Below are 16,477 nucleotides of genomic sequence, written 5' to 3' on the forward strand. Positions count from 1 at the left end.
GGTCGGTGGAGCGCCCGCGAATTATCGCTCGAGCTCCTCGGCCAGCAGATCCATCAGGAGGTTGTCGTTCCACTCCTTCGTGACCGGGTTCCGCTCGTACTTGCGCATCACGCCGACCGGCTTGAAGCCCACCTTCCCGTACGCGCGGATGGCCGCGGTATTGGTCACCGCGGGGTCGATGGTGAGGCGATGATGGCCGCGCTCGTCGGTGAGCCAGCGGGCCAGCGTGCGTACGGCATCCACGCCGAGGCCCTGGCCGCGGATGGTCGGATCGAGGAAGACGTCGATGCCGGCGGACCGGTAGTCGGGGTCGTCCTCCTCCTCGTATTGGATGCCGCCGGCGATCTCGCCGTCGAAGAGGATCACCAGCAGCTTCGCCATCTCGGCGGCGTCCAGGTCGCCCCACCAGGTGTGCACCTCCGGCCGCGCGAGGATCTCCCGCAGCCGGGGATAGTCGGCCGGGTCGCCCGAGCGGATGACGACCTTCTCGCCCTTGAGCTCCATGAATAAATTCTCGCTCGCCGCTCAGCGCAGCGCAGCTTTTATCACTTCGCGCGCGATCGGCGCGGCGCTTCCGCCGCCGCTGATCTCCGCGCGGTGCGCCTCCGCGTCCTCGACGACCACGGCCACCGCGACATCGGGGGCATCGCCTTCGCGGCCCTTCGCCCAGGAGATGAACCAGGCGTACGGCGTAGCCGAATTCTCGACCCCGTGCTGCGCCGTGCCGGTCTTGCCGCCGACCACCGCGCCCTTGATCGCGGCCCGCTTCCCGGTGCCGCGCTCGACCACGTCGACCATCATCTGCTGCAGCAGCTGTGCGGTCATCGGCCGCATCGCGGACCCGGCCACCTCCGGGCGGGTCGCCTCGACCGTGTCGCCGTCCCCGTCGGTGATCCGCTCCACGAGGTACGGGCGCATGCGCTGCCCGCCGTTGGCCACGGCGGCGGCGACCTCGGCCATCTGCAGCGGGGTGGCGCGGGTCTCGTACTGCCCGATTGCCGACAAAGAGACCTGCGCCGCGTCCTGCCGGGTCGCGAAGACGCTGGGCAGGGCGGGGGAGGGGAGCTCCAGCTCGTCCTGGTCGGCGTTGAAGCCGAAGGCGCGGGCGGTCGCCGCCAGGGCCTCGCCGCCGACCTCGGCGCCGAGCTTGGCGAAGACCGTGTTGCAGGACGCGGCGAAGGCGTCGCGGAGCGGGGCGTCGGCGCAGCCGCCGGAGGCGTTGCGCAGCAGGGTGTTGCTGCCGGTGAGGCGGTACGGGCTCGGGGTGCGGGTCGGGGCGTCGATGTCGCCGACCACGCCGCGTTCGAGGGCGGCGGCCGCGGTGACGACCTTGAAGGCGGAGCCGGGCGGGTAGGTCTGCCGGATCGCCCGGTTGAGCAGCGGCTGGTCGTCGTCGCGGGTCAGGCGGCGCCAGGCGGCGGTGGTGCCGCGGCCGTTGCTGGAGAGCTGCTGGGGGTCGTACGACGGGCTGCTGACGAGGGCGAGGATGCGGCCGGTGCGCGGCTGCAGCGCGACGACCGCGCCCTTGCGCCCGGCGAGGCGGTCGTACGCGACGCGCTGCAGGGCGGGGTCGATGGTGGTGTACACGTCGCCGGGCGGGCGCAGGCTGCGGGTGATCTCGTGCCAGAACGGGATCGGGGCGAGCCGGTTGTCGGCGCCGCTGAGCAGGTCGTCCTCGGCGGATTCGAGGCCGGTGGCGCCGTAGCCCTGGGAGGCGTGGCCGGTGACGGGGGCGTAGAGGTCGCCGGCGCTGTAGCTGCGCTCGTAGCGGAGGCCCTGGCGGGTGTCGGTGGAGCCGGTGACGGGCCGGTCGCCGATGTAGATGTCGCCGCGGGGCTGGGACCAGCGGGCGATCTGGGGGCGGCGGTTGCCGGGGTTGTCGTCGTAACTCTCGGACTGGACGACCTGGACGCGGGCGGCGCCGGCGAGGAGGGCGAGGAGGAGCAGGAGGCTGAAGGCGGCGGTGTGGCGGGTGCAGCGGATCATGGCGTGGTCCGCTGAGGCTCGGAGGCCGGCTCGGGCGCAGGGTCGGGCTTTCTTGCCGCATGCGTGAGATGGACCAGCAGGGCGACGATCACCCAGTTGGTGACCATGGAGGACCCGCCCTGCGCGAGGAAGGGCATCACCATGCCGGTCAGCGGGATCAGCCCGAGCACGCCGGCGGAGATGACGAAGGCCTGGAGGGTGACGATGACGGAGAGCCCGACGGCGAGCAGCGCACCGAAGTCGTCGTTACGGCCCGCCAGGCCGAGCGCGCCGCGATAGCCGCGGGAGACGAAGAGCGCGTACAGCAGGAGCAGCGCGGTGAGCCCGGAGAGCCCGAGCTCTTCACCCGCCGTGGCGAGGATGAAGTCGGACTTTCCGGCGAAGCCGATGAGCTCGGACTCACCGCGCCCGAGCCCGGTGCCGAGCAGCCCGCCGCCGGCGAAGGAGAAGAGCGACTGGGCGAGCTGCCCGGTGCCTTGACCTGCCTCGATGCCGGCGAGCGGGGCGAGCCAGCCGTCGACGCGGTCGCGCACGTGCGGCACGACGGTGGCCATGGCGCAGGCCCCGAGGGCGGCGAGGAGCAGCCCGACGGCGAGCCAGCCGGGGCGGTTTGTCGCCACATACAATATGGCGACAAAGAGACCGAAGAAGAGCAGCGAGGCCCCGAGGTCCCGCTCCAGCAGCAGGATGGCGAGGCAGACGGCCCATACGGCCACGATCGGCCCGAGCACGGAGCGGGGCGGGAGGGCGAGCCCGCGGATGCGGCGGCCGCCGATGTAGGTAAGCGCCTCCCTGTTGGCGGCGAGATAGGCCGCGAAGAAGACGGCGAGCAGCACCTTCGCGAACTCCCCCGGCTGCAGGCTCAGCCCGCCGATCCGTACCCAGATGCGGGCGCCGTTGACGGCGGGAAAGAAGATCGGCGCGATCATCAGCACCAGCGCGGCGACGGCGCAGCGCTGCCCGTACCGCTGCAGCACCCCGTGCTCGCGCACGGCGGCGAGCACGGCGATGAAGAGCCCGACGCCGACCGCGGACCACAGCAGCTGCACGGGCGCGGCGGCTTGCGCTTCCGGGTGGTCGCGGTCGAGGCGGTGGATGAGTACGAGACCGAGGCCGTTGAGCAGCACCGCGATGGGGAGGAGGACGGGGTCGGCGCAGGGTGCCCGTAAGCGGACGGCGAGGTGCGCGATGAGCGCGAGCGCGGCGAGGCCGCCGGCGTAGCGCAGGGTGTCGCTGGGGGCGGCGCCGTCGAGGGCGAGGCCGGTGTTGATGTATCCGTATACCGACACGACCACGGCCCCGCCGAGCAGCAGCGCCTGCGAGCCGCCGCGGCGGGCGTGGGGTGGTGCGGGGGGTGGGGTGTCGATCCTGCGCTCGGCGGCACCGGCGGGCACGGCGGTCATGTGGCCGAACGTACCAACTATGGGCAGTATTGTCGTTTATGCCGCTTTACGGCATGGCGGCTCGTCCATTCGCCGTGATCACGTCAGCATGGCCAGGCGGTTACCCGGTCGTAATCCCGGGCAAGTCATCAATACCGCGGCCTTTGGAACATCGCACCCACCTCCCAAGTTCCGCATCCGGCCGCGCAGCTACTCCCCGAGCAGGTGCCGGCCAACGTCGCTCGGCACCGGCGGGTAAGCGCACTACCGACCGCGGCCGCCGCCCCCCGTGTGCCATCACCCTGGGTCCCCTGCGGCGCGCCGCCCTCGGACAGGGGGCCGACCATGGCGGGAACGATCGGACCGGGCAGCACAGGGCGGGGCTCAGACGGCATCGGGGCGGCGGTGATCGCGGCATTCGGGCTGTGGCTTCTGGCGGTCGCCTTCGCAGGCGTACTGGTGCTGGTAGTAGGCACAGCGGTGGACGGCTTCGGCGACGACGACACCTTCGCCGCCGCGACGGCGGTCTTCTCCGTATTGACCGGCGCAGTAGTGGCCATCGCGGTCATCCTCCAGCAGCGCCACCTCTCCGCACAGAACGAGCGCGTGCTGCGACAGCTGACGATGATGGCGGAGGCCAATCGCATCCAGGCGAACCGCGATGTCACGGAGCAGTTCCGGCTGAACCTGGACGTTACTGGGCGGGCGCTGGAAGACGATGAACTCCTGGCCGTACTGGACACGTACGGCGACGACATCCCACCCGAGCGCCGGCGGCAGTTCCTGTACGCCAACATGCTCTACCTGCAGGTCCTGCACGCCTTCCGGCTGGGCACGCACCCGGAGCACGAAATCCGCGGGGCGATGGCCATCCACCTGCAGAACCAGACCTTCCGCGGCTATTGGGAGGCGACCAGGCTGCACCGCAGGACCCTGCAGCCTGACTCGCCGGAGAATCGCCTCGCCCGCATAACGGACGACGTGCTACGGAGGTTGGAGGACGAGGAGCAGCGCCAGGACTGGTGGCGCGTGTAGCGGCCGGATACGCCAATCGAGGTGTTTCAGTAGCTCATGGGGAACGGGAGCAATACGATGACGCGGCGGCCTCGTCAGTCGCATGGTGAGCGTTACCCTCCGTAGTCATTGCGCCCAGAAATACTTCGAGGAACGATCTTCAAGTGAACATCCGCCGGAGGCTCGGTGCCTCTCCCCTTCAGCGCGGCAGCACGACCGGCCAAACCTGCCCGGACCTGTTCGAGCTGGACACCGGTGACTTTGCCGTAATCGGCACAGAAGCCACCGCGGAACTGGAGCCCTCCCTGCCCGCAGACGCCTCCCGAGGCGACCATGAGCGCATCGTGATCGTTTCGCGGGAGACGCTGCTGCGCGCGAAGGCCGATATCCCCGACATGTAGCGGACTGGGGCAGGGACGTGATCGGCATATGGCGGACGACCAGAGACCGGCGCATAGTTGCGGCGATTGTGCTGAGCGTCGCCGTCTTCGTTTTCGCGGTCCCTGCTGCTTTGCTGCTGATCGGCACGCTCTGGAAGGATGACTGGCAGCATTTCAGCGATGTCGCCGGGGCTTACGGCGGCATCGCTTCGGTCTTTGGCATGCTCACTCTGCTCGGCGTCATCGCATCGCTTGCACTGCAGGTACGCGATTCAAGGGCCAATCTCGAGCTGATCCATCGATCCCTCCACAGCGAGCTGCTGAATGCGGCGATGGATGACCCTGCGCTACGCGCCTGCTGGGGGGCGGCACCGCTGGGCAACGATGAGCAGGCGCGGCAGCACATATACATCACCAAGATCGTGACGTTTTGGTCCTCCGTATATGCGATGGGGAAAATTACGGAAAGTGAGCTGCGCGGTAGTGTCGCCGAGCTGGTCAGCGGCGAACCGGGACGCCGGTATTGGGGGATCGCAAGGGATGTGTGGGTGGAGCGCAATAATTCGGGGCTCGATGTCGAATTCGTACGGATCCTGATGGACGTGGCTGACGGCGGTAGGGAGCCTGCAGATGGTCGCTCATGACGTGGACAGCAGCCGGGTACCTCGCCGCTCCGTTGCTCGCCGGCCAACAGCCCCCCGCTTGCTCGTCGTCCAGAACAGTCCCGACGGCGGGCCGCGGCGCTTCGGTGACTGGCTGGCGGGAGCGGGGCTGGAGCTGGATGTGGTGCATCCGTACGCGGGTGGGGAGTTGCCGGACGGGCTGCGTGGTTATCAGGCGGTCGTTGCGCTCGGTGGTGCGCCGATGCCGGATGACGATGATGTGATGCCGTGGCTTGCGGGCACTCGCGCGCTCGCGAGTGAGGCGGTGTCTCGTGGGGTGCCGTACTTCGGGATTTGTCAGGGGGCTCAGGTGCTTGCGCTTGTTGCCGGTGGCGAGGTGCGGGCCAGTCATGGGGAGCCGGAGCTTGGGAGTACGGCGCTGACTCTGCGGGCGGAGGCTGCACGGGATCCGCTGTTGCGTGGGTTGCCGGGGCGGGTTACGGCGATTGAGCGGCATAAGGATCAGGTCACGGTTTTGCCGCCGGGTGCCGTTTGGCTGGCTGAGAGTGAGCGGTGTGCGCATCAGGCGTTTCGGTGCGGGGAGGTGGCGTGGGGCGTGCAGTTTCACCCCGAGGTGTCGGCGGAGCGGGTGCGGGTCGGGTGGGATGCGGAGCGGCTGCGGGAGATGGGCTTCGACCACGGGGAGCTCGTACGGGCCGCCGAGCGGGATGAAGCGGCGGCTGGGCCGGTGTGGGAGCGGGTGGCGGGGCGGTTTGCGGAGGTTGTGCGGGCGGCGTGAGCGTTCAGGAGTTCCCGTAGGCGTCCTGCAGCCGCCCTGCAGCCGTCCCGGTGTCAGGCCTTGTCGGCCGACGCCGCCTCCGGCGCCTCGTCGGCGTCCGGCTTCGGCGCCCTGACCACGACCTTCCCGGACGCCAGGTCTATCGGCCCGCGGCCCGGATCCGCATCGCCCACCTGATCCATCGCCAGCGCCAGCCGGTTCTTCTCGTCGTTCGTGTGCTTGCGGCCGGGCGCGAAGAGCTGTTCGAGCACGTTGAACACGGCGGCCTCCCCGGCCATGGTGGAACGACGCAGGTACAACGCCCGGTCGCGCACTATTGTTCCCCGGAGGGTGCAGGTCCGACAGGAGGGTGGGGTCCGGTGAGCGTGCTCGAGGTGCTGCGTGGGGATGCGGGGCTTGATGCCTGGCTGAAGCAGCTGGACGAGCGGGCCACCGCCGACGGCACCCGCCCGGCGCCCGCCCTGCCCGACCCCGTCGACCTCCCTGACCTGCTGCTCGACCTGTGGGTCCCGCACCCGGACGTCGCCGAGCTGATCGCGCTGCGCGCCAGGCTGGACCGCGACCCGGAGCTACGCACCCTCGTCGAGCGGGCCGCGCGGTCGCTCGTACACGGCATGGGGGAGGTGGACGGCACCCCGCTCTGCCCGCCGCTGCCCGCGGAGCTCGGCGCCGCCGGCCGCTACTTCCACGTCCTCGTCTACCTCGCCGCGCTGCCGAGCGTCCGCGCGTACCACCGGGCGCACGGCATCCCCGACGACGTATCGCGGCGCACGCTCGCCGACCTCGGCCGGCACATCGGGGTGCACCGCAGGCGGTACGGGACGGGCGGACTGGTCCATCCGCAGTGGCTGCAGCTGCACTTCCGCGGCGAGATCTACCAGCTGGGACGGCTGCAGTTCCAGCGCGCCCGGCTCGGGAAGCGGACCGGGACGGCGGTCGCCGAGAGCGGCGGTCCTGCCGGGCCCGGCGATGCGGTGCTGTCCGTACACATCCCGGACTTCGCGGGGCCGTTCCCGCCCGAGGCGTGCGACGCGGCGCTCGACCAGGCCCGGGAGTTCTTCCCCCGGCACTTCCCGGACGAGCGCTACGACGTCGCCGTCTGCTACTCCTGGCTGCTCGACCCGCAGCTCCCCGACCACCTCTCCGACCGCTCCAACATCGTCCGCTTCCAGCGCCGCTTCCAGCTGTGCGGCACCGACGGGGACGGGCCGAGCGACCGGTCCGCCGTGGAGTTCACCTTCGGTGATCCGGAGCTGCCGTACGAGACGCTGCCGGGGCGTACGTCGCTGGAGCGGGCGATCGGTGATCACCTGCGGGCGGGTGGGCACTGGTGGGTCGGGAAGGGATGGTTCGAGCTGTAGGGCCCCCACGGCGCGGTACGGGCGGCCGCGCCGCCGCTACCCCGCCAGCACCTCCAGCAGCCGCGGGCAGAACCCCTCCGCGTCATCCGCGAAGCCCGTGTGCCCGCCCGGGAAACGCACCGGCCGCACGCCGAGCCCCGCCGCCAGCGCCTCCGTCGACCGCTCGCAGAGCTGCCCGGCCGAGTCCGCGCCGATCCCCGGCACGATGCGGCAGTCCGCCGCGCGCAGGGCGTCCAGGTCGGGGCGGAAGAGCGTGGTCGGGTACATCTCGTGGGTCATGCCGCGGCGCTCGTCGGCCGCGTCCTGCGGGTCCTTCTCGCCGCCGAACATCATCTCCAGCACACCCTCCGGCAGCTGGATATTCGCCTGCTCCATGAACATCCGCCAGGCCCCGAGGGTGTCGCCCGACTCGTACACCTCGATCATCTTCTCCATCCCGGCGTGCAGCTCCGCCCGGTCGGGGAGCAGCTCGACCAGCGGCGGCTCGTGCGGGATCACGGTGTGCACCAGGTCGGGGCGGGCCTGGACGAGCGCCAGCGCCGTGACCGCGCCGCCGCTGGAGCCGAAGACCGCGGCCGGGGCGCCACCCACGTGCTCCAGCAGCCGGGCGAGGTCGTCGGCGCGCTGCTCGGGGGTGGAGTCCTGCTCGGGGTCGTCGAGCTCGCTGCGGCGGATGCCGCGCGGGTCGGTGGTCAGGACCCGGTGGCCGGCGGCGGCGAGCAGGTCGGCGGTGGCGGCGAAGGCGCGGGCGTCCATGGGGGAGCCGACCAGGGCGACGAGCGGGCCGGTGCCGGTGCCGGTACCGGTGTCGCTGTCGCTGCCGCGGAGCTCGTAGTGCAGGCGGGCGCCCGGGACGGCAAGGGAAGCGGTGATGATGGCGGGGTCGGTGTCATTCATTGGATACTCCGTACCTCGTGAACTGTTCTCGGTCGTAGAGGTGACTGACGCCGTGCCGCAGAGTCGTCGCAGATGAGCGAAATATCTTCGGAGGGGGCCGCGAGCCCCGACCTGACCAGGGCCCGGGCGGGCGACGACGCCGCATTCACCCGCCTGGTCGGCCCGCTCCGCCGCGAGCTGCACGCGCACTGCTACCGCATGCTCGGCTCGGCCCACGACGCCGACGATGCGCTGCAGGAGGCGTTGCTACGGGCCTGGCGCGGACTCGGCGGCTTCGCGGGCCGCAGCTCGCTGCGCTCCTGGCTGTACACGGTTGCCACCCGCACCTGCCTGGACGCCGTCGCGGCGCGGGGGCGGCGGGCGCTGCCCGTGGACCTCGGGCCGGCCAGCGACCGTACGGTGGCGGTGGACACGCCTCGTACGGACGTGGCCTGGCTGGGCCCGTACCCGGATGCCGGTCTCGAAGGCGGCCCGGCCGCCCCCGAGGCGCGCTACGAGCAGCGCGAGGCCGTCGAGCTCGCCTTTGTCGCCGCGCTGCAGCATCTGCCGGGGAATCAGCGGGCCGCGCTGGTGCTCTTCGAGGTGCTCGGCTTCTCGGCGGCGGAGATCGCCGAGATGATGGATACGACCGTGACCTCGGTGAACTCGGCCCTGTCGCGGGCCCGGCGGGTGGCGGCGGAGCGGATTCCGGACCGCACGCAGCAGCGGGTGCTGCGGGAGGCGGGGGACGCCCGTACGCGGGAGGTGGTGGCGAGCTACGCGGCCGCGCTGGAGCGGGGGGACGCGGATGCGCTGGTCGCGCTGCTCACCGAGGACGTGACGTGGTCGATGCCGCCGCTGCCGCATTGGTATCGCGGGGTGGAGTCGGTGATGGACTTCGCGGTGCGGGTGCCGCTGGGGAGCTGCGGGGCTTGGCGGCATCGGGCGGTGACGGCGAACGGGCAGGCGGCGGTGGCGTGCTATCTGCGCGCGGACGGCGACACCGGCCCGTACGACGCCTGGTCGATCACGGTGCTGACGCTGCGCGGGGGGCGGATCGCGGAGCTGACTTCCTTCCTGGGGGCGGAGCACTTTGCCGCCTTTGGGCTGCCGGGGGCGGTGGACTGAGGGCTTGGGCGCCATGCGGCGCCGCGGTTACGAGACCGGGTTCTCGATCAGCGTGACCCGGTTGCCGTCGGGGTCGTGGACCGCGGCGAAGCGGACCGTGCCGCCGCCTCCTGGCTGGACCGCGCCCGCCTCGATGCCGCGCGAGGCGAGCTCGGCGAGGGTGGCGTCCAGGTCGTCGACGGTGAGGTTCAGCAGGGTCGAGCCGGCGTGCTCGGGGGACTGGAAGACCTGCACCCATGCGGTGGGGGAGATGTGCCAGTCGGCCAGGCTCGGCATCGGGCGGGCGTCGGCGGGGCGGCCGAGGAGGGCTTCGTACCAGGTGACGGCGGTGTCGATGTCGCTGACGGGGGCGAGGCCCGCGGCTCATCGCGAAAGTGGCGGCGTGTTCGGTGATTCGCTCGCACTCGAAAATCGAACACACGTATGATGGTGAGCTGTGAGCGACTACGAGTTTCCCGAGGAGCTGCTGCGGGCGAAGAAGGAATGGTTCGCCCTGGAGCGGCAGTTGGACGAGCTTCCGCTGCGCCCGTGGACGGACGCGGAGGGGGTCGAGCACCGTACGGGCCGGGGCTGGACGCCGGATACGGCACGGCAGGAGATGGCGTTGCGGAAGCGGTTCCGCGACCTGTCGATCGAGATCTCCATCCATCCGTACTGGGAGACGCTCAGCGGCGGGACGGTCGCCGCGCGTATGGCGCTCCGGGAGGCGGCGCTGGCGCAGATAGCGGAGGAGGGGCGGCAGGCGGGAAGGGGGCCAGGAGACCGCGGTTCCGGGAGCCCGCCCGCGGAAGGGGGTGAGGGCCGGGGCGGCACAGGGGAGCGCCCCGGCCCCGATCCCGGTCTGCGGGTGGTCGCGGCGGTGGCGGCGACGGTGGGGGTGGGTGCCGCGGGCCGGGTGTGACGGCTCCGCGGCAGGCGCATGGTCCGTCCGCCCGCCCGCTCGGCGGCGGGCGTGGCGGGCGGTGTGGCAGGCTCGTTGGCATGTCTACTGCACCGGTGCGCCGTGCCTTCCCGGCCCCCAAGGACGACCGCTACTTCGAGGACTACGAGCCGGGCACCGTCTACGAGTTCGGCAGCGTCAAGGTCACCGAGGAGGACATCCTCGAGTTCGCCCGGCGCTATGACCCGCAGGTCTTCCACACCGACCCGGCCGCGGCGGCGGACGGCCCGTACGGCGGGCTGATCGCGAGCGGCTGGCACACCTCGGCGCTCTTCATGCGGCTGTACGCCGAGCACTTCCTCTCCGACGTCTCCAGCCTCGGCAGCCCCGGCGTCGACCAGCTGCGCTGGCGGCAGCCCGTACGGCCGGGGGACACGCTGCGGCTGCGGGTGGAGATCCTGGAGGCCCGTACGTCGCAGTCGAAGCCGGACCGAGGCATCGCGAAGATCCACAGCGAGGTGCTGAACCAGGACGATGAGGTGGTGATGGACGTGACCGCCGTAAATCTGCTGCTGCGCCGCACGCGCCTGGGCCGGTCGCTCCCGTCGGAGAACTCCGATGCCTAAAGAGCTCCAGATAACCGCCAGCGCCGCCGGCTGCCCGGCCTCCCTCCTCGACCTGCCCTGGCAACTCCCCCTGGAGGACTGGCCGGACGAACACCTCGTCAACCTCCCCCGCGGCATCTCCCGCCACGTCGTCCGCTTCGCCCGCGCCGGCGGCGAGGTCTACGCGGTGAAGGAGATCGGCGAGTGGGCGGCGGTGCGCGAGTACGAGCTGCTGCGGGACCTGGACCGGCTGGGGGTGCCGTCCGTCGACCCGGTGGCCGTGGTCACGGGGCGTACGGATGCGGCGGGGACCGCGGATCTGGAGCCGGTGCTGGTCACGCAGCTGCTGCAGGGGTCGATGCCGTACCGGGCGATGTTCGAGACGACGATGCGGCCTTCGACCATCCGGCGGCTGCTGGACGCGCTCGCGGTGCTGCTGGTGCGGCTGCATCTGGCGGGGTTCGCGTGGGGGGACTGCTCGCTGTCGAATACGTTGTTCCGGCGGGACGCGGGGGCGTATGCGGCGTATCTGGTGGACGCGGAGACGGGTTCGCTGCGGCCGCAGCTGTCGCGCGGCCAGCGGGAGTACGACCTGGAGGTCGCCCGTATGAACATCGCGGGCGAGCTCCTCGACCTGGAGGCGGGCGGCTCGCTGCACCCGTCGGTGGACCCGATCCGCTCGGGCGAGGAGATCGTCACGCGCTACGGCGAGCTGTGGCACGAGCTGACCCGGACGTCGGTGTACCCGGTCGAGAAGCGCCACTACATCGACCGCCGCGTACGCCGCCTGAACGACCTCGGCTTCGACGTGGCCGAGATGCAGATCCAGCGCTCGCCGGAAGGCGACAAGGTCTCCTTCCTCCCCAAGGTCGTCGACGCCGGCCACCACCAGCGCCAACTGCTCCGGTTGACCGGCCTGGACGCGGAGGAGAACCAGGCGCGCAGCCTCCTCAACGACCTGGAGACGTGGATGGCGACCCAGGACGACTACGCGCCGGATGACCCGCTGGGGGCGCGGCCCGAGGTGCTGGCGCACCGGTGGGTGCGGGATGTCTTCCGGCCGACGGTGCGGCTGGTGCCGCTGGAGTCGCGGAAGGGGATGGAGCCGTCGCAGGTGTATCACGAGCTGCTGGAGCATCGGTGGTACATGTCGGAGGTGGCGGATCGGGATGTGGGGATGGAGGCGGCTGCGGGGGATTATGTGCGGTCGGTTCTGGGGGCGCGATGAGTTTGGGGTGAGGGTGGGGTCTGTAGTGGGGACAGACGAGTTGAGCCGTGAGGAGAAGGTGTGATGGGTGGGGAAACGCAGGGGCAGGGTGCGCACGGGCTGGGTGCGCAGGGGCAGGGCGCGGTGGTCCGGATCAAGGACTTCGACCACCTGGTGCTGAATGTGGCTGACGTCGAACGGGCGCTGGACTTCTACTGCGGGACGATGGGCCTGGAGCCGGTCCGGGTGGAGGAGTGGCGGGCGGGCAAGGTGCCGTTTCCGTCGGCCCGTATCAACGCGGCGACGATCATCGACTTCTTCAGCCGCCCGCGCACGGAGTCGAACGTGGACCACATCTGCCTGGTCGTGGAGCCGCTGGACTGGCAGCAGGTCATCGACTCGGGCGCCTTTGAGGTGCTGGAGGGCCCGGTGGGCCGCTTCGGGGCGCGCGGCGACGCGCAGTCGATCTACGTGAAGGACCCGGACGGGAACGTGGTGGAGCTGCGGTGGTATCCGCAGGATGCAGCGGGCTGAGGCTGTCGTCCTTGCCGTCGGCCGGCGGGCTGTTCGCCCGTACGCGTCCCGCCGGTCACTTCCGCCACACCTTGGCGTCTGACACTCTCCAGAGCAACGTCAACTCGACTCCTGGAGCCGCCAGATGACTGACCCCGCCACGCCCCCGGCCCGGCGCACGCGCTCGCGCCGCAGTCTGCTCGGCGCCGCCGCGGCCTCGGCGCTCGCGCTGCCCCTGGCGAACGCCCCCGGCGCCACTGCCGCTCCCTCGGGTGGCAGCGCCGGCGGCAAGCAGCTGAAAACGATGTCGTTCAACCTACGCTACGCCTCTGACACCCCGCCCAACTCCTGGCCAGAGCGCCGCCCGGTGATGCGCAGCCTCCTCCGCGAGGAGCGCCCGCACGTGCTCGGCACCCAGGAGGGCCTGTACGCGCAACTGCGCGACATCCACACCGACCTCGGCGCCCGCTACGACTGGCTCGGCACGGGGCGGATGGGCGGCAGCAAGGACGAGTTCATGGCGGTCTTCTACGACACGGGGCGGCTGGAGCCGGTCGAGTACGACCATTACTGGCTGTCGGACACCCCGTACACGATCGCCTCGAAGTCATGGGGCAACGAGATCGTCCGCATGGTCACGTGGATCCGCTTCCACGACCGCTCGCGGGGATCCGACTTCTACTTCATCAACACCCACCTCGACCACCAGAGCCAGCCGGCCAGAGAACGCTCCGCCGAGCTGATCACCAGCCGCTTCGCCGACCTGGACGCCTCGCTGCCGCGGGTGGTGACCGGCGACTTCAACGTGGCCGCACACAAGAACCCGGTCTACGACACGATGCTGCAGGCAGGCGGCCTCCTGGACACGTGGGACGAGGCGGCGAAGCGGAGCAAGCTGTACGGCACCTTCCACGGCTACAAGGGCCTGGTACCGGACGGCGACCGGATCGACTGGATCCTGGCGACGCCCGGGGTGAGCTGCAGCTATTCGGAGATCAACACGTATGCGGAGGGTGGCCAGTTCCCGAGCGACCACTTGCCGGTGCAGGCGGTGCTGGAGCTGTGACGTCCGAAACGGCTTAATATCGCTCGTGTGATCCGGTTTCGGATGGGTGTTGCCGATGTGGCGCGGACCCGGTTCGGTTACTCGCCGCTCGCGGAAGTGCTGCAGAGTCTGTACCAGGTGTCTTCGCGCACGGTGTCGCCGCTGCATCAGCCGTGGTGGGCGGCGACCCGCGAAAGCCTGCGTGGTGTGGACATGGCGCTGCTGGGGGCGGTGGTGCCGGCGCGGGCGTATGTGGCGGACTTCCTGTTCTCCGCGGCCGGGCGGGCAGGCACGATCGACGCGCAGCTCGGCATGGTCGCCGAGGCGGATGCCGGGCGCATCCGTGCGGACCTGGAGGCGGTCTGGGGGCGCGATCCGATGCCGGCGCCGGCGCGTGCGCTGATCGCCGAAGGGCCTGCCGGGGCGCGGCGGTTGGCGGATACGTTGTGGGCGTACTGGGTCGTGGCGATCGAGCCTCACTGGTCGCGGCTGCGGGCGGTCCTGGAGGGCGATGTGGCCCATCGGGCGGGCCGGCTCACGGGTGGAGGGGTCGACGCGCTGCTGTCGAATCTGCACCCCGAGGTCAGCGTGCGGGGAGAGTTTCTGCGGATCGCCAAGCCCCGGTATTCCGCGGACCACGACCTGGACGGTGATGGGCTGATGCTGATCCCGTCGGTGTTCGCGTGGCCGAAGCTCATGGTCGACAAGAGCCCGGATGTCCCGGCGACGATCGTGTACGCGTGCCGCGGGGCCGGCACGCTGTGGGAGTCCGGCTCCGGTCATCCCTGCCCCGAGGACGCGTTGAGCTCGCTGCTGGGACACAGCCGCGCGGCGATCCTCAGCCAGCTGGCGCTGCCGATGTCCACGACCGAGCTCGCGGGTGAGCTGAAGCAGAGTCCGCCGTCGGTGAGTTTCCATCTGTCGGTGCTCCGCCGGAGTGGGCTGGTGGCGTCCTGGCGGTCGGGGCGGAGGGTGCTGTACCGGCGTACGCCGTTGGCGGACGGGCTGGTGGCGGGGGGAGAGCCGGCGGGCGAGGCAGACCGTCCGCACCTGGCGTAAGCGGTGGTACGCCGCCGCCGGCGTGGATTCCAGCACCATGGAATCGTTGGCCCCGGCCCGGCCGCCTTGTCACCTTGAAGTCCGCATCGACGGCCACTCCAGGAGGAGAATCGTGCGGACCGAACCCAGTCATACCCTCACGCGGCGCAGCGTCCTGCGTAAGACCGCCGCGGTTGGCGTCGGTGCGGCCGGTGCTGCCGCGGCGGCACCGCTCGGATGGGCGACCGCCACCGCCTCGCCGGCGTACGCGGAGTCCGGGGTGCCGCTGCCGCCGGCGACCACCGACGTGACACCCTTTCGCCTCTCGGCGCCGGACAGCGCGCTGCGTGACCTGCGGCAGCGGCTGGCGGCGACGCGGTTCCCGGAGCGGGAGACCGTCGCGGACGGATCGCAGGGCGCGCCGCTGGCCCGGGTCCGCGGCCTGGTCGAGCACTGGCGCTCCGACTACGACTGGCGCCGGGTGGAAGCGCGGCTGAACGGCTTCGGCCAGTTCCGTACCCGGATCGACGGTCTGGGCATCCACTTCCTGCACGTACGCTCGAAGCACGCGGGCGCCATGCCGCTGATCCTCACTCATGGCTGGCCCGGCTCGGTGGTGGAGTTCCTCGACGTGATCGGGCCGCTGACCAATCCCACGGCGCACGGCGGCAACGCGGCGGACGCGTTCCATGTGGTCGTCCCCTCGATGCCCGGCTTCGGCTTCTCCGACCGGCCGGCGGACACCGGGTGGAAGGTCCCGCGGATCGCCGCCGCCTGGGGACAGCTGATGTCGCGCCTCGGCTACCGCCGCTGGCTGGCCCAGGGCGGCGACTTCGGCGCCAGTGTCACGCACGAGATGGCGAAGCAGGGGCCTGCGGGGCTCGCCGGGGTCCATCTCAACTTCTTCCCGGTGTTCCAGCCGCCGGTCGGCGATCCGCCGACGGAGGAGGAGAAGGCAGCACAGGCGAAGCTTCAGCGGTTCTTCGACGACGGCGCCGGGTTCGTGTACGAGCAGTCCACCCGTCCCCAGACGGTCGGCTACGGCCTGACGGACTCCCCGGCCGGTCAGGCTGCGTGGATCTTCGAGAAGTTTCTGGAGTGGACCGACAGCGGCGGCAACCCCGAACAACTCCTTGGCGTCGACCGGATACTCGACGCCATCATGCTGTACTGGCTGCCGGCGACCGCCGCGTCGTCGGCGCGTCTGTACTGGGAGGACGCGCGGACCGCGGCGACGCCTGGTGACTTCAAGGTCCCGGTCGGCTTCACCGTCTTCCCGCACGAGATCGTGCCGACGCCGAAGGTGTGGGCTGAGCGGGTTTACCAGTCGCAGCTCGTCTACTTCAGCAAGGTGGATCGCGGGGGCCACTTCGCGGCGTTTGAGCAGCCGGGGGTCTTTGCGGGGGAGGTGCGGGCGTTCGCGCGGCTGTTGCGGTGACGGAGTTGTGCACAACCCGGCGGTAATCCACAGCCCGGTGCGGGGAGGTCCGCGCCGGGCCTACGTTCGTCGCATCCGAAGCAGGAACCGAGAACCAAGTACCAAGAACCGCGAGATTCACGAATCTGCCCGAGGGAGGGAGCAACGGATGCACGGGGGACTGCCGTTCATCGGCTTCAGCACGCTCGTCTACGGCGGCGTCGGGCTCGTCGTCTGGGGGAGC

At 70.8% G+C, this 16,477-nt stretch carries 19 protein-coding genes; 13 read left to right on the forward strand and 6 right to left on the reverse strand.

From position 1 onward, the window contains the following. Nucleotides 1-21: 21 nt before the first annotated feature. Genes ACNNMR_RS29795 through ACNNMR_RS29805 form a run of 3 tightly spaced genes read right to left on the reverse strand, consistent with a single transcriptional unit; the run spans nt 22 to nt 3,389 of the window. Nucleotides 22-504 (reverse strand): GNAT family N-acetyltransferase, encoded by a 483-nt coding sequence (locus ACNNMR_RS29795; protein ID WP_419997762.1) that lies wholly within the window; start codon nt 502-504, stop codon nt 22-24. A 21-nt stretch (nt 505-525) separates the two neighbouring features. Then, a complete protein-coding gene (locus tag ACNNMR_RS29800) occupies nt 526-1,986 on the reverse strand; it encodes a peptidoglycan D,D-transpeptidase FtsI family protein (protein ID WP_419997763.1) in 1,461 nt (486 codons plus the stop codon). After that, nucleotides 1,983-3,389, reverse strand: a complete 1,407-nt coding sequence (locus ACNNMR_RS29805) for an FtsW/RodA/SpoVE family cell cycle protein (protein ID WP_419997764.1) — start codon at nt 3,387-3,389, stop codon at nt 1,983-1,985. The genes ACNNMR_RS29800 and ACNNMR_RS29805 overlap by 4 nt, the downstream gene beginning before the upstream one ends. 324 nt (nt 3,390-3,713) lie before the next feature. Between ACNNMR_RS29805 and ACNNMR_RS29810 the strand changes: the two genes are divergently transcribed. The 4 genes from ACNNMR_RS29810 to ACNNMR_RS29825 all read left to right on the forward strand — a co-directional run bounded on the left by ACNNMR_RS29810 (nt 3,714) and on the right by ACNNMR_RS29825 (nt 6,163). Next, nucleotides 3,714-4,403, forward strand: coding sequence for a DUF6082 family protein (locus tag ACNNMR_RS29810; RefSeq protein ID WP_419997765.1), 690 nt, complete (start codon nt 3,714-3,716; stop codon nt 4,401-4,403). Nucleotides 4,404-4,546: 143 nt separating this feature from the next. Continuing rightward, nucleotides 4,547-4,783: a hypothetical protein gene (locus ACNNMR_RS29815; RefSeq protein WP_419997766.1), complete on the forward strand. Its 237-nt coding sequence runs from the start codon at nt 4,547-4,549 to the stop codon at nt 4,781-4,783. A 17-nt stretch (nt 4,784-4,800) separates the two neighbouring features. Beyond that, nucleotides 4,801-5,406, forward strand: a complete 606-nt coding sequence (locus tag ACNNMR_RS29820; protein ID WP_419997767.1) for a DUF6082 family protein — start codon at nt 4,801-4,803, stop codon at nt 5,404-5,406. Then, nucleotides 5,393-6,163, forward strand: coding sequence for a type 1 glutamine amidotransferase (locus ACNNMR_RS29825; RefSeq protein WP_419997768.1), 771 nt, complete (start codon nt 5,393-5,395; stop codon nt 6,161-6,163). The genes ACNNMR_RS29820 and ACNNMR_RS29825 overlap by 14 nt, the downstream gene beginning before the upstream one ends. 53 nt (nt 6,164-6,216) lie before the next feature. Here the strand turns inward: ACNNMR_RS29825 and ACNNMR_RS29830 are convergent, their stop codons facing one another. Then, entirely contained in the window at nt 6,217-6,423 is a 207-nt protein-coding gene (locus tag ACNNMR_RS29830; RefSeq protein WP_419997769.1) for a DUF6191 domain-containing protein, read from the reverse strand. Nucleotides 6,424-6,522: 99 nt separating this feature from the next. Here ACNNMR_RS29830 and ACNNMR_RS29835 point away from each other — a divergent pair, with 99 nt between their 5' ends. After that, complete coding sequence (locus tag ACNNMR_RS29835) at nt 6,523-7,524, forward strand: acyltransferase domain-containing protein (protein ID WP_419997770.1); 1,002 nt, start codon at nt 6,523-6,525, stop codon at nt 7,522-7,524. A 36-nt stretch (nt 7,525-7,560) separates the two neighbouring features. On the opposite strand, the gene ACNNMR_RS29840 is transcribed toward ACNNMR_RS29835, so the two are convergent. Continuing rightward, nucleotides 7,561-8,421: an alpha/beta fold hydrolase gene (locus ACNNMR_RS29840; protein ID WP_419997771.1), complete on the reverse strand. Its 861-nt coding sequence runs from the start codon at nt 8,419-8,421 to the stop codon at nt 7,561-7,563. A gap of 72 nt (nt 8,422-8,493) precedes the next feature. On the opposite strand from ACNNMR_RS29840, the gene ACNNMR_RS29845 reads away from it, so the two are divergent. Continuing rightward, a complete protein-coding gene (locus ACNNMR_RS29845) occupies nt 8,494-9,528 on the forward strand; it encodes a sigma-70 family RNA polymerase sigma factor (protein ID WP_419997772.1) in 1,035 nt (344 codons plus the stop codon). 27 nt (nt 9,529-9,555) lie between these two features. Here the strand turns inward: ACNNMR_RS29845 and ACNNMR_RS29850 are convergent, their stop codons facing one another. Continuing rightward, on the reverse strand, nt 9,556-9,864 hold the full coding sequence (locus ACNNMR_RS29850; protein ID WP_420000530.1) for a VOC family protein: 309 nt from the start codon (nt 9,862-9,864) through the stop codon (nt 9,556-9,558). A 100-nt stretch (nt 9,865-9,964) separates the two neighbouring features. Here ACNNMR_RS29850 and ACNNMR_RS29855 point away from each other — a divergent pair, with 100 nt between their 5' ends. From ACNNMR_RS29855 to ACNNMR_RS29885, 7 genes are all read left to right on the forward strand, one after another. Further along, nucleotides 9,965-10,429, forward strand: a complete 465-nt coding sequence (locus ACNNMR_RS29855) for a hypothetical protein (RefSeq protein ID WP_419997773.1) — start codon at nt 9,965-9,967, stop codon at nt 10,427-10,429. A gap of 80 nt (nt 10,430-10,509) precedes the next feature. Further along, nucleotides 10,510-11,034, forward strand: a complete 525-nt coding sequence (locus ACNNMR_RS29860) for a MaoC family dehydratase (RefSeq protein WP_419997774.1) — start codon at nt 10,510-10,512, stop codon at nt 11,032-11,034. After that, nucleotides 11,027-12,241: a DUF4032 domain-containing protein gene (locus ACNNMR_RS29865; protein ID WP_419997775.1), complete on the forward strand. Its 1,215-nt coding sequence runs from the start codon at nt 11,027-11,029 to the stop codon at nt 12,239-12,241. Before ACNNMR_RS29860 ends, ACNNMR_RS29865 begins: the two co-directional genes overlap by 8 nt. Before the next feature lie 63 nt (nt 12,242-12,304). Next, on the forward strand, nt 12,305-12,754 hold the full coding sequence (locus ACNNMR_RS29870) for a VOC family protein (protein WP_419997776.1): 450 nt from the start codon (nt 12,305-12,307) through the stop codon (nt 12,752-12,754). A gap of 124 nt (nt 12,755-12,878) precedes the next feature. Further along, nucleotides 12,879-13,799: an endonuclease/exonuclease/phosphatase family protein gene (locus tag ACNNMR_RS29875; RefSeq protein ID WP_419997777.1), complete on the forward strand. Its 921-nt coding sequence runs from the start codon at nt 12,879-12,881 to the stop codon at nt 13,797-13,799. 117 nt (nt 13,800-13,916) lie between these two features. Continuing rightward, nucleotides 13,917-14,837: a DUF5937 family protein gene (locus ACNNMR_RS29880; RefSeq protein ID WP_419997778.1), complete on the forward strand. Its 921-nt coding sequence runs from the start codon at nt 13,917-13,919 to the stop codon at nt 14,835-14,837. Between the two features lie 112 nt (nt 14,838-14,949). Next, complete coding sequence (locus ACNNMR_RS29885) at nt 14,950-16,254, forward strand: epoxide hydrolase family protein (RefSeq protein WP_419997779.1); 1,305 nt, start codon at nt 14,950-14,952, stop codon at nt 16,252-16,254. The last annotated feature ends 223 nt before the right edge of the window (nt 16,255-16,477 follow it).

Source organism: Streptomyces boninensis, from assembly GCF_048572725.1.
Taxonomy (GTDB): domain Bacteria; phylum Actinomycetota; class Actinomycetes; order Streptomycetales; family Streptomycetaceae; genus Streptomyces; species Streptomyces boninensis.